The sequence below is a fragment of the Terrabacter aerolatus genome (genome assembly GCF_007991735.1).
GTDB lineage: Bacteria > Actinomycetota > Actinomycetes > Actinomycetales > Dermatophilaceae > Terrabacter > Terrabacter aerolatus.
In genome coordinates this window covers 1-11,977 of sequence record NZ_BJYX01000020.1, presented here as the reverse complement: position 1 = coordinate 11,977, position 11,977 = coordinate 1, and the positions used below count along the sequence as shown (strand labels likewise).

Genomic DNA, 11,977 nt, shown 5'->3' with positions numbered 1-11,977 from the left:
ACGACGAGGGAGACCGACGATGACCCAGGCCTTCGGGGCCCGCCTGCAGGACGCCATGACGGCCCACGGCCCGCTGTGCGCCGGCATCGACCCGCACCGCTCGCTGGTCGAGGCGTGGGGGCTGTCCTACGACCTCGCCGGGCTCGAGCGGTTCGCGTTGACCTGCGTCGAGGCCTTCGCCGGCAGGGTCGCCGTGGTCAAGCCGCAGTCGGCGTTCTTCGAGGTCTTCGGCAGCCGCGGGATCGCCGTCCTCGAGCGGGTGCTCGACGAGCTGCGCGACGCTGGGACGCTGACCATCCTCGACGCCAAGCGCGGCGACATCGGCTCGACGATGGCGGCCTACGCCGAGGCCTACCTGGGGCCGCATGCCGTGGCGCCGCCGGACGCCCTGACCGTGAGCCCCTACCTGGGCTACGAGTCGCTGCGTCCTGCGATCGACCTCGCGCAGCAGACGGGCCGCGGCCTGTTCGTGCTGGCGCTGACGTCGAACCCCGAGGGCGCCTCCGTCCAGCACGCCGTCCGCGACGGTGAGTCGGTCGCGGCGTCGGTGGTGCACGGGGCCGGCGTCGACAACGCGGCCGCCCTCGACAGGGGGGAGCTCGGCTCCGTCGGTCTCGTCATCGGGGCCACGGTGGGCACCGCCGTCGCCGACCTCGGTCTCGACCTCGTGGCAGCCGCGACGCCCGTGCTCGCGCCGGGTTTCGGGGCCCAGGGCGGCACGGTCGCGTCGCTGGCGGCGACGTTCGGCCCGGCCCGGGGTCAGGTGCTGGCCTCGTCGAGCCGGGAGATCCTCGGGGCCGGTCCCGAGCCGGGTCGCCTCGTCGACCGGACCGAGCGCGTCCGGGACGCGTTCGGGGAACTCGCAGGACGGCGCCGACGACACGGCATACGGTGAGGGGATGTCGACGACCACCGGTGGCCGGGGTGTGCAGCTTGCCGTCGCGCTGCTGCTCTCGTCGTCGGCGCTCGCCGGGTGCTCGGCGTCGTCGGTGGGCTCCTACTGCGACGCGCTCCGCTCGGTGCAGGCCGACTGGAAGGGGAGCAGCGCGATGCTGAAGAACCCCGCGGCGGCCACGCGTTTCGCCGCCTCCGTCGCACAGGTCGAGGCGACCGCCCCCGACGAGGTCAAGCCCGACTGGGCCTCCCTGCGCACGCTCGTGCAGAAGTTCACGGTGGCCACCCCCGACCTGACGGGCCTGACCAAGCAGCTGCAGGGCTTCGAGGCCTCGGCCAAGCGCATCGAGGTCCACGCCAGGGAGACGTGCCAGGTCGACCTCTCGCACTGAGGCCGGTCGGGGCCGCGGCCCCCGTGACCGGACGTGCGCCGGACGCGCCGACGCGCCGCCCCGCGTTGCGGCGCCCGCCGCCAGATCGCTAGGTTCGGGCGGAGACAGCACGAGATGTGAAGACGACGGGGGCGCGGGCCGCTCCCGAAGGCAGCAAGGAGACCGAAGACCGTGGCGCTTCCACCGCTCACCCCTGAGCAACGGGCCGCAGCACTCGAGAAGGCTGCCGCCGCACGTCGGGAGCGGGCCGCGGTCAAGAACCGGCTCAAGTACTCCAGCGGATCGCTCGCCGAGGTCCTCGAGGACGGCAAGGTCGACGCCGTCATCGGCAAGATGAAGGTCACCGAGCTGCTCGAGTCGATGCCCGGCGTCGGCCGGGTGCGCGCCAAGGCCATCATGGCCGAGGTCGGGATCGCCGAGTCCCGCCGCGTCCGCGGCCTCGGAGCGAACCAGGTCGCGGCGCTCCTGCACCGCTTCGAGAAGCCGTGATGGCGGCAGACGCGACCGCTGCCCCCCAGCCCCCGCACGAGGCGATCGACCGCGGGCGTGGGCGGCTCATCGTCCTGGCAGGGCCCACCGCCGTGGGCAAGGGCACCATCGCCGAGTACGTCCGCACCCACTTCCCGGGGGTGTGGTTCTCCGTCTCCATGACGACCCGACGCCCCCGGCCCGGTGAGGTCGACGGCGTCCACTACCACTTCGTCGAGGACCACGAGTTCGACCGCCTCGTCGAGGCCGGGCAGTTCCTCGAGCACGCCGTCGTGCACGGCGCGGCCAAGTACGGCACCCCGAGGGGCCCGGTCGAGCGGATCATCAGCAGCGGGCGCGACGCACTCCTCGAGATCGACCTGCAGGGCGCCCGGCAGGTGCGCGAGACGTGGCCGGACGCCCTCTTCGTCTTCCTCGCACCGCCGAGCTGGGACGAGCTGGTGCGCCGCCTCGTCGGACGCGGCACGGAGGGCGAGGCCGAGCGTGAGCGCCGTCTGGCCACGGCCCGCGCCGAGCTGGCCGCCCAGAGCGAGTTCGACGAGGTCGTCGTCAACGACGATGTTCGTCGGGCGAGCGAAGAACTCGTATCATTGATGAGATCGGGACGCGCCGACCGGTGAGTCCCGCCCTGATGTGTGCCGGCCGCCGGCATACGACCGCTGTGTCCCCGACGCCGCGGCGCACACCTCACGCCCGCTGAAACCAACGAAACGAGATCACTGTGTCCGGTACCCAGGCAGCTCCCATCGGCATCACCAACCCGCCGATCGACGACCTCCTGACCGTTGCCGACTCGAAGTACGCGCTCGTCATCTACTCCGCCAAGCGCGCGCGCCAGATCAACGCCTACTACTCCCAGCTGCAGGAGGGCCTGCTCGACTACGTCGGCCCGCTCGTCGAGACCGAGGTCCACGAGAAGCCGCTGTCGATCGCGCTGCGCGAGATCAACGAGGGCCTGCTGACCTCGACGCCCACCGAGGCCTGAGCACCCCGACGGGTCCGGAGCAGCCGATGCGCGTCGTGCTCGGGGTGAGTGGCGGCATCGCCGCCTACAAGGCGTGCTCGCTGCTCCGGCTCTTCACCGAGCACGGGCACGACGTCACGGTCGTGCCCACGGCCGCCGCGCTCCGGTTCGTCGGCGCACCGACGTGGTCGGCCCTGTCGGGCAAGCCCGTGAGCACCGACGTCTGGACCTCGGTCCACGAGGTGCCGCACGTGCGCATCGGCCAGTCGGCCGACCTCGTCGTCGTCGCGCCCGCCACGGCGGACGTGCTCGCCAAGGCCGCCCACGGCCTCGCGGACGACCTGCTGACCAACACGCTGCTCACCGCCCGGTGCCCGGTCGCGTTCGCGCCGGCCATGCACACGGAGATGTGGGAGCACCCCGCGACGCAGGCCAACGTGGCGACGCTGCGCTCGCGCGGCGCACACGTCATCGACCCCGCCGTGGGCCGCCTCACGGGCCGGGACTCTGGCGCCGGGCGACTCCCCGAGCCCGAGGCGTTGTATGCCGCGTGCCTGGCCCTCGTGTCGGGTGACACCCTCGGGTCGGGTGGGTCGCGGATCGCCGACCTCGAGGGGCGCCGCGTCGTCGTCTCGGCCGGTGGCACGCGTGAGCCGCTCGACCCGGTCCGCTACCTCGGCAACCGCTCGTCCGGCAAGCAGGGCGTGGCCATCGCCCGGGCCGCCTCCGACCGTGGCGCCACGGTGACCCTCGTGGCCGCCAACGTGTCGGTCCCGGTGCCCGAGGGCATCGACGTCGTGCGCGTCGAGACGACCCTGGAGCTCCAGCGCGCCGTCGAGGAGGCCGCCGGCGGTGCCGACGTCGTCGTCATGGCGGCGGCCCCGGCCGACTTCCGGCCCGCCACCGTGAGCGACAGCAAGATCAAGAAGTCCGCCGACCCCGACGCCGGTCTGCGCGTCGAGCTCGTCGAGAACCCCGACATCGTCCGCGGGCTCGTGGCCGCCCGTGCGGCCCGGGGGGCGAGCGCGCCCTTCATCGTGAGCTTCGCCGCCGAGACGGGTGACGCCCACGGGTCGGTGATGGACCACGCCCGCGCCAAGTTCGCCCGCAAGGGCAGCGACCTGCAGGTGGTCAACGAGGTCGGCACCGACCTGACCTTCGGCAAGGACGACACGACCGTGCACCTGCTGCGCCGTTCGTCGGACGACGCGACGACCATCGGACCGGCCTCGAAGGACGCCGTCGCCGACGCGCTCTGGGACACCATCTCGCCGCTGCTGGACTGAGCACTAGACTCTCGCCCCAACGCGGCCTGCCATCCGCAGGCCCCGGGCCGCCGAACCACCCGCACCAACTCCGCACCCGACCGAGGGAGAGCAAGTGTCCGCACGTCTGTTCACGTCCGAGTCCGTCACCGAGGGACACCCGGACAAGATCTGCGACCAGATCAGCGACTCGATCCTCGACGCCCTGCTCACCGACGACCCGCAGGCGCGCGTCGCCGTCGAGACGATGGTCACCACCGGCCTCGTCCACGTCGCCGGTGAGGTGTCGACGACCGCCTACGTCGAGATCCCGCGCATCGTGCGCGAGACGATCCTCGAGGTCGGCTACGACGGGTCGCAGAAGGGCTTCGACGGTCGCACCTGCGGCGTGTCCATCTCCATCGGCGCCCAGTCGCCCGACATCGCCCAGGGCGTCGACACCGCCCACGAGCACCGCACCGGTGACGTCGGCGACCTCCTCGACAAGCAGGGCGCCGGCGACCAGGGCCTGATGTTCGGCTACGCCTGCGACGACACCGCCGAGCTCATGCCGCTGCCGATCCACCTCGCGCACCGCCTGTCCGAGCGCCTGACGCAGGTGCGCAAGAGCGAGGAGCTCGCCTACCTGCGCCCCGACGGCAAGACCCAGGTCACCATCGCCTACGACGGCGACCGCGCCGTGTCGCTCGACACCGTCGTGCTCTCGACCCAGCACGCGCCGGACGTCTCGCTCGACGGCATGCTCGAGCCCGACATCCGCGCCCACGTCATCGAGCCGGTGCTCGCCGAGCTGCGCGAGAGCGGGACCGACCTCGACGTCAGCAGCTACCGCGCCCTCATCAACCCGACCGGCCGCTTCGAGATCGGTGGCCCGATGGGTGACGCCGGCCTGACCGGCCGCAAGATCATCGTCGACACCTACGGCGGCATGGCCCGCCACGGCGGCGGCGCCTTCTCGGGCAAGGACCCGAGCAAGGTCGACCGCTCGGCCGCCTACGCCATGCGCTGGGTCGCCAAGAACGTCGTCGCCGCGGGTCTGGCCCGTCGCTGCGAGGTCCAGGTCGCGTACGCCATCGGCAAGGCCCAGCCCGTCGGCCTCTACATCGAGACCTTCGGCACCGAGACGGTCCCCGTCGACAAGATCCAGCAGGCCATCGGCGACGTCTTCGACCTGCGTCCCGCCGCCATCGTCGACGCCCTCGACCTGCTGCGCCCGATCTACCGCCCGACGGCCGCCTACGGCCACTTCGGCCGCACCAAGGCCGACGGCGTGGAGAACCCCTTCACGTGGGAGCGCACCGACCGCGTCGAGGCCCTGCGCAGCGCCGTCTCCGGCTGAGGATAGGTTCGCCCCCGTGGGCGACGACAACGACGAGAGCACGCAGCGACCGGCCCCGCGGCCGGTCGCTGCTGTCGTCGTCGAGACGCCCCTGGCGCACCTCGACCGCGTCTTCGAGTACGCCGTCCCCGACGACCTCGACGCCGACGCCGTGCCGGGGGCGCGCGTGCGGGTGCGCTTCTCGGGGCGTGAGCTCGACGGCTTCGTCGTCGAACGCCGCGCCCAGCCGCAGCACGACGGCCGGCTGACGCCGTTGCGTCGCGTCGTCAGTGCCGAGCCGGTGCTGACACCGGAGGTGCTCGCGCTCTGCCGCGCCGTCGCCGACCGGTATGCCGGCACGCTGAGCGACGTCCTGCGCCTGGCCGTCCCCAAGCGCCACGCGACCGCCGAGCGCAACCTCGCGATGGAGTGCGCCCCTGCCGAGGTGCTCGAGGCCCCGGAGCCCGGACCGTGGACGGCCTATCCCGCAGGACCGGCGTGGCTGCGGCGGGTCGCATCGGGCGAGGCCCCGGCGGCCGCCTGGGCCGCGCTGCCGGGACGACGCGGCGAGGGCGACTGGCCGGCCGCGCTGGCGGTGGCGGCTGCCACGGCACTGGCCGCCGGCCGCGGCGCTCTCGTCGTCGTCCCCGACCACCGTGACGTCGACCGTCTCGACGAGGCGCTCACCGCGGTGCTCGGCAAGGGCCGGCACGTGCGGCTCACGGCCGACCAGGGGCCGCAGGCGCGATACACCGCGTGGCTCAAGGTGCTGCGCGGGCACGTCAAGGTCGTCATCGGCACGCGGGCGGCTGCCTTCGCGCCGGTTCGCGATCTCGGGCTCGTCGCCTGGTGGGACGACGGTGACGACCTGCTGGCCGAGCCCCGGGCGCCCTACCACCACGTCGGGGTCGTCCTCGGGCTGCGGGCCGCCGCGACGGGCGCGGCGCTGCTGGCCGGGGGTTTCGCGCGCAGCCTGCGCGTGCAGGGGGAGGTCGAGGCCGGTGCGCTCGTGCCGGTGGAGGCCGATCCGGCGCTGCTGCGGTCCGCGGCCCCGCGGGTGACGATCGCCGGCGAGGGGCTCGACGAGGAGCGCGACGGGCCTGCCGCCCGGGCCCACATCCCGTCACGGGCCTGGCGCGTCGCCAAGGACGCGCTCGTCGACGGCCCGGTGCTCGTGCAGGTGCCGCGGCGCGGCTACCTCCCGTCCCTCGGCTGCGCCGAGTGCCGTACCCCGGTGCGCTGCGTCCGCTGCCAGGGCCCGGTGGCCCTCGGTGCGGCGGGCACGGCCCCCGCCTGCCGATGGTGCGGACTCACCCTCGCCGGGAACGGCTTCGAGTGCGAGCACTGTGGCTCGCGACGGCTGCGCTCGTCGATCACCGGGGCCCGCCGCACGGCCGAGGAGATCGGTCGGGCCTTCCCGGGCTTCCCGGTCCACACCTCGGGGTCGGGTGAGGTGCTCGCGAGCGTCGGGCGGGAGCCGTCGCTCGTCATCGCCACCCCGGGGGCCGAGCCGGTCGCCGACGGCGGCTACACGGCGGTCCTGCTGCTCGACGCATGGGCGAGCCTCGACCTGCCCACGCTCGACGCCCCGCTCGAGGCGCTGCGGCGCTGGATGGCTGCCGCCGCCCTCGCGAGGGAGGGGCGCGCCGTCGTGCTGAGCGGCACCCCCGAGGCCGTGGCACTGCCGGCGGTCGAGGCGCTCGTGCGCTGGGACCCGGCGTGGCTCGCCGCGCGCGAGCTCGCGGAGCGGCGCGAGCTGGGTCTGCCGCCGGCCGTGCGCGTGGCCCAGCTGACGGGCGGGCGGCGCGCCCTCGAGGAGGCCCTCGAGCAGGCAGACCTGCCCGCCGCTGCTCAGGTGCTCGGCCCCGTCCGGCTCACGGCGACGGGCGGTCCGCCCCGTCGCCCGTCCGCCGAGGGGGAGCCGGAGCGGGTCGCTGACCACCACGTGCTCGTCCGGGTCCCGGACTCGGGCACCGAGTCGCTCACCCGGGCCCTGCTGGCGCTCAAGGCCTTCCGGTCCGCCCGCAAGGAGCCCGAGGTCGTGGCGGTCCGGATCGACCCGCTCGACATGTTCTGAGCGAGCTCTCCGGCCACGAGCGTCGCGGGCACGCGCAGCCACCGGTGCCCTGTGTGCCCTCGGGTGGCGTGGGCTGGCCTCGTGGCAGAGTGGCGGCATGCCCGATCGCGAGCTCGACATCGTCCTGTACGGCGCCACCGGCTTCGTCGGGGCCCTCACGGCCGCCCACCTGGCCCGACACGCAGGTCCCGAGGTGCGGATCGCCCTCGCGGGGCGTTCCAGGCCCAGGCTCGAGGCGCTCCGCGCCGAGCTGGGCCCGTCCGCGTCGTCGTGGCAGCTCGTCGCGGTCGATGCGACCGACACGCCGGGCCTGCACGCCCTGGCCGCCCGCACCCGGGTGCTCGCCACGACCGTCGGTCCCTACGCGGCGTACGGCAAGCACGTGGCTCGTGCCTGTGCCGAGTCCGGGACCCACTACGCCGACCTGACCGGCGAGGTGCTCTTCGTGCGGTGGTCGCTCGACGAGCTCGACGCCGTCGCCCGCGAGACCGGGTCGGCCGTCGTGCACGCCTGCGGCTTCGACTCCATCCCGTCCGACCTCGGCGTCCTCGTGACGGCCCAGCAGGCCGCGGCCGACGGCGAGGGCACCCTGACGGAGACGACCCTGCTCGTGCGGTCGCTCAAGGGCGGCTTCTCCGGAGGAACCGTCGACTCGGCCAGGCAGCAGGCGATCACGGCCCGTGCCGACGCCGAGGCCCGTCGCGTGCTCGGCGACCCCTACGCGCTCAGCCCCCGCCGCGGGGAGGAGCCGTCGTCGGGTCGTCGTCCCGCAGCCGGCCTCGCCGGACGGCTGCGACGACTGGTCCCGGTCGACCGGGACGCGGAGACCGGACGGTGGTCGGGACCGTTCGTCATGGCGTCGTTCAACACCCGCATCGTGCGGCTGTCCAACACGCTGACCGACTGGTCCTACGGGCGTGACCTGCGCTACCGGGAGGCCACCGACTTCGGCTCCGGTCCGATGTCGCCCGTCCTCGCCGGTGGCATGGCCGTCGGGCTCGGGGGTGTCGTGGCCGGGATGGCGTTCCGGCCGACCCGCGCGCTCATCGACCGCTTCCTGCCCAAGCCCGGTGAGGGGCCGAGCCCCGAGGCGCAGGCAGCCGGACGCTTCCGCCTCGAGATCCGCAGCACGACGACGACGGGCGCCCGCTATCGCACCAGGGTCGGGGCCGACTACGACCCGGGCTACGGCGGCACGGCCGTCATGCTCGGCCAGACCGTGCTCGCCCTCGCCCTCGAGAAGGGCCTGCCGCTCCGGGCCGGCGTGTGCACCCCGGCCACCGCACTCGGGGAGGTGCTCGTCGAGAGGCTCCGCACCCAGGGCTTCACTTTCGACGTCGAGCAGGTCCCGGCCGCGACGACCCCGCAACACGCCGAGTAGCCGCCGAACCGGACGGCTGCAACCGTCAGGGTTGGCGACTGATCGGTGTGTTGCGGTGGGGAGGGGGCGACCTCCAAAGGAGTGCTTGACGGTGTGGCGGGCCTGACGGCATACTCCCCAACATGTCTTTGGAGCAAGAGCGCATCGGAGAGCTCCGCGCCACCGCCCACCCGCTCCGGCTGCAGATGCTCTCGCTGCTGACGGCGTCCGAGCTCAGCGCCGCCGAGGTGGCCCGCGAGCTCGGCATCACCCAGGCCAACGCGAGCTACCACCTGCGACTGCTCCACGCCGCGGGACTGCTCGAGGTGGCCGGGGAGGAGACGGTGCGAGGGGGCAGGGCCAAGAGGTACCGCCACCCGTGGGACGCGCCCGTCGTGCGGCCGCAGACGACGCGCGAGGAGGACCGGCTCGCCTACGTGCGGGTGCTCGCCGACATGATCCCGAGGCGCTTCCTCGAGCGCGAGCCGGGCACCCCGAGCCGCTTCACCGACGCGGACCTCTGGGTCGATCCGCAGGCCTGGGAGAAGGTGACGGCGCTCCTCGACGAGGCCGGCGCCCTGATGCACGCCTCGGCGCGCCCCCCACGCACCGAGGGCACCGTCCGGGCCGCCCTGTCCGTCGCCGCGTTCCGTCTCACGGGGGAGGGACGGCCCTCATGAGGCTCCAGCGGTCGCTCGGGGCGCTGTCGGACCGCCGGTTCGCGTGGTACTTCACGGCCCGTACGGTCTCGACCGCCGGCTCGGTGATGGTGCCTGTCGCGCTCGCCTTCGCCGTCCTGCACATCGACCAGTCGGCGGGTGCGCTGGCGCAGGTCCTCGGCGTGCGCACCCTGACGATGGTCGTCTTCCTCCTCGTGGGCGGCGTCGTGGCCGACCGCTTCTCGCGCATCGTCGTGCTCCAGGTCTCGCACGTGCTGACGTGCCTGACCCAGGCGCTCGCGGCCTACCTCATCATCAGCGGCGACGCGACACTGACCCAGCTGACCGTCCTCGAGGGCGTCAACGGAGCCGTGTCCGCCTTCACGATGCCGGCGATGATGGGCGTCGTCCCCCTCGTCGTCGACCGCTCGCGCCTGCAGCAGGCCAACGCGCTGCTGTCGTTCAGCCGCAGCGGCCTCGCCGTCATCGGACCGGCCGTCGCCGGCCTGCTCGTCGTGGGCGTCGGACCCGGGTGGGCGCTCGCCGTCGACGCGCTGACGTATGCCGTCGCCATCGTCTGCCTGACCCGCGTCGGTCTGCCGCGTCGCTCGACCGAGTCCGCGTCGGCGGGCGCGCCGCACCGCTCGATGGTGCGTGAGCTGCGCGAGGGTTGGAGCGAGTTCACCGGCCGCGAGTGGCTCTGGGTCATCGTGCTGGCCTTCGGGTTGACCAACGCCATCCACTCCGGCGTCATCGGGGTCCTCGGCCCGCTCATCGCGAAGTCCACCGCGTCGATCGGTGAGGCGGGCTGGGGTCTCGTGCTCAGCGCGGAGGCGGTCGGCACCGTGATCATGACGCTCGTCATGCTCAGGCTGAGGCTGCGGCGGCCGCTGCGCGCGGGGATGCTCGCCATCTGCGTGCTGGCCGTCCCCATGGTGCTGCTCGGCGTCGCTCCGGCCGTCGTCCCCGTCGCCGTCGGCTTCTTCCTCGCCGGTGCCGCGGTGGAGGTCTTCGGCGTCGGGTGGAGCACCGCGCTGCACGAGCACGTCCCCGTCTCGGTGCTCTCGCGCGTCTCGAGCTACGACGCGCTCGGGTCGTTCGTGGCGATCCCGATCGGCACGTTCCTCTACGGGTGGCTCGCGACGACCGTCGACGTCGAGACGTTGACGGTCGTCAGCGCCGGGGTCTACGTCGCCATCTCGCTCTCGGCCCTGCTCTCCCGGTCGGTGCGCGAGCTCGGACGCAGCAGCGGTGACCCGGCACGCACCGGCGCCGCGGCCGACGAGCCCTCACGGTCCTAGACTGGCGGCGCCCCCACCGCCTCTCCCCACCCCTGGAGACCTGTGTCGATCAAGGACATCCGACTCTTCGGTGACCCGGTCCTGCGCACTGCCGCCGCCGAGGTCACCGACTTCGACAAGCAGCTGCGCGTGCTCGTCAAGGACCTCGAGGACACCATGCTCGACGCGCCCGGGGCGGGGCTCGCCGCCCCGCAGCTGGGCGTCGGTCTGCGGGTCTTCACCTACTGGGTCGACGGGGTGCTCGGCCACCTCGTCAACCCGGTGCTCGACCTCTCGGACGACGAGCAGGACGGCCCCGAGGGCTGCCTGTCGATCCCGGGTCTGGCGTTCGACACCAAGCGCGCCCTGTACGTCGTGGCCAAGGGCCAGAACATGTGGGGCGAGCCGGTCGTGCTCGAGGGCACCGCGCTGCTCGCGCGCTGCGTCCAGCACGAGACCGACCACCTCGACGGGATCCTCTTCGTCGACCGCCTCGACCCCGAGGCCCGGCGTGAGGCGATGCGTGCCATCCGCGAGGCGGAGTGGTTCGCCGACAACCCACCCGAGGTACGCATCAGCCCGCACTCGACCTTCGGCCGGGCGATGTGACATGAGAGTCGTCTTCGCAGGCACCCCCGAGGCAGCCGTGCCCAGCCTCGATGCCGTGGCCGCGTCGAGCCACGAGCTCGTCGGCGTGGTCACCCGACCCGATGCACCCTCCGGCCGTGGGCGTCGGCTCGAGGCCTCGCCCGTGCGCCGTCGGGCCGAGGAGCTCGGCGTCCCGGTGCTCACCCCGACCCGCGTCAAGGACCCCGACTTCCTCGACGCGCTGACCGCCCTGGCCCCCGACGCGTGCCCGGTCGTGGCCTACGGCAACCTCATCCCGGAGCAGGCGCTGCAGATCCCGCGGCTCGGGTGGATCAACCTGCACTTCTCGCTGCTGCCCGCCTGGCGGGGGGCCGCTCCGGTCCAGCACGCCATCATGGCCGGTGACGAGGTGACCGGCGCCTCGACCTTCGTCATCGAGAAGGGACTCGACACCGGACCGGTGCTCGGCGTCATGACGGAAACCATCCGCGCCGCCGACACCGCCGGCGACCTCCTGTCCCGGCTCGCGACCGCCGGGGCGGCCCTGCTCGTCGCCACTATCGACGGCCTGGAGACGGGCGACCTCGTGGCCGTGCCACAGCCGGGCGAGGGGGTCTCGCTCGCGCCGAAGATCGAGGTCGACGACGCCCGTATCGTGTGGTCGCGACCCGCCTCGGCCGTCGACCGGCTC

General features: G+C 73.5%; 13 protein-coding genes. All 13 read left to right on the top strand.

Going from position 1 to position 11,977, the window contains the following annotated elements; all coding sequences use genetic code 11:
- Positions 1 to 19: 19 nt before the first annotated feature.
- Positions 20 to 895, top strand: coding sequence for an orotidine-5'-phosphate decarboxylase (gene pyrF / locus TAE01_RS16090; RefSeq protein WP_147067829.1), 876 nt, complete (start codon positions 20 to 22; stop codon positions 893 to 895).
- A 4-nt stretch (positions 896 to 899) separates the two neighbouring features.
- Complete coding sequence (locus TAE01_RS16085; RefSeq protein ID WP_147067828.1) at positions 900 to 1,286, top strand: hypothetical protein; 387 nt, start codon at positions 900 to 902, stop codon at positions 1,284 to 1,286.
- 171 nt (positions 1,287 to 1,457) lie between these two features.
- A complete protein-coding gene (gene mihF, locus TAE01_RS16080; RefSeq protein WP_030201881.1) occupies positions 1,458 to 1,775 on the top strand; it encodes an integration host factor, actinobacterial type in 318 nt (105 codons plus the stop codon).
- Entirely contained in the window at positions 1,775 to 2,395 is a 621-nt protein-coding gene (gene gmk / locus TAE01_RS16075) for a guanylate kinase (protein WP_147067827.1), read from the top strand. The genes mihF and gmk overlap by 1 nt, the downstream gene beginning before the upstream one ends.
- Before the next feature lie 101 nt (positions 2,396 to 2,496).
- Positions 2,497 to 2,760, top strand: a complete 264-nt coding sequence (rpoZ, locus tag TAE01_RS16070; RefSeq protein WP_030201887.1) for a DNA-directed RNA polymerase subunit omega — start codon at positions 2,497 to 2,499, stop codon at positions 2,758 to 2,760.
- The gene (coaBC, locus tag TAE01_RS16065; protein WP_503827262.1) at positions 2,757 to 4,025 is read left to right on the top strand and encodes a bifunctional phosphopantothenoylcysteine decarboxylase/phosphopantothenate--cysteine ligase CoaBC; all 1,269 of its coding nucleotides are present in this window, start codon (positions 2,757 to 2,759) and stop codon (positions 4,023 to 4,025) included. Before rpoZ ends, coaBC begins: the two co-directional genes overlap by 4 nt.
- A 94-nt stretch (positions 4,026 to 4,119) precedes the next feature.
- Entirely contained in the window at positions 4,120 to 5,343 is a 1,224-nt protein-coding gene (gene metK, locus TAE01_RS16060) for a methionine adenosyltransferase (RefSeq protein WP_147067825.1), read from the top strand.
- Between the two features lie 16 nt (positions 5,344 to 5,359).
- Positions 5,360 to 7,399 carry a primosomal protein N' gene (locus tag TAE01_RS16055; RefSeq protein WP_147067824.1) on the top strand — a complete coding sequence of 680 codons (2,040 nt, stop codon included), beginning with the start codon at positions 5,360 to 5,362 and terminating at the stop codon, positions 7,397 to 7,399.
- A 97-nt stretch (positions 7,400 to 7,496) separates the two neighbouring features.
- The gene (locus TAE01_RS16050; protein WP_147067823.1) at positions 7,497 to 8,780 is read left to right on the top strand and encodes a saccharopine dehydrogenase family protein; all 1,284 of its coding nucleotides are present in this window, start codon (positions 7,497 to 7,499) and stop codon (positions 8,778 to 8,780) included.
- Between the two features lie 122 nt (positions 8,781 to 8,902).
- Positions 8,903 to 9,439 (top strand): ArsR/SmtB family transcription factor, encoded by a 537-nt coding sequence (locus TAE01_RS16045; RefSeq protein ID WP_147067822.1) that lies wholly within the window; start codon positions 8,903 to 8,905, stop codon positions 9,437 to 9,439.
- Positions 9,436 to 10,719 (top strand): MFS transporter, encoded by a 1,284-nt coding sequence (locus TAE01_RS16040; protein WP_147067821.1) that lies wholly within the window; start codon positions 9,436 to 9,438, stop codon positions 10,717 to 10,719. Before TAE01_RS16045 ends, TAE01_RS16040 begins: the two co-directional genes overlap by 4 nt.
- Before the next feature lie 42 nt (positions 10,720 to 10,761).
- Entirely contained in the window at positions 10,762 to 11,307 is a 546-nt protein-coding gene (gene def / locus TAE01_RS16035; protein WP_147067820.1) for a peptide deformylase, read from the top strand.
- A 1-nt stretch (position 11,308) separates the two neighbouring features.
- Positions 11,309 to 11,977, top strand: a 669-nt coding sequence (locus TAE01_RS16030) for a methionyl-tRNA formyltransferase (protein ID WP_147067819.1), incomplete at its 3' end; no start/stop codon positions are given.

What these genes read in the sequence shown, in the direction of transcription:
- pyrF (WP_147067829.1), top strand. Translation starts at nt 20, where the DNA reads ATGACCCAGGCCTTCGGGGCCCGCCTGCAGGACGCCATGACGGCCCAC.
- TAE01_RS16085 (WP_147067828.1), top strand. Translation starts at nt 900, where the DNA reads ATGTCGACGACCACCGGTGGCCGGGGTGTGCAGCTTGCCGTCGCGCTG.
- gmk (WP_147067827.1), top strand. Translation starts at nt 1,775, where the DNA reads ATGGCGGCAGACGCGACCGCTGCCCCCCAGCCCCCGCACGAGGCGATC.
- TAE01_RS16050 (WP_147067823.1), top strand. Translation starts at nt 7,497, where the DNA reads ATGCCCGATCGCGAGCTCGACATCGTCCTGTACGGCGCCACCGGCTTC.
- TAE01_RS16045 (WP_147067822.1), top strand. Translation starts at nt 8,903, where the DNA reads ATGTCTTTGGAGCAAGAGCGCATCGGAGAGCTCCGCGCCACCGCCCAC.
- TAE01_RS16040 (WP_147067821.1), top strand. Translation starts at nt 9,436, where the DNA reads ATGAGGCTCCAGCGGTCGCTCGGGGCGCTGTCGGACCGCCGGTTCGCG.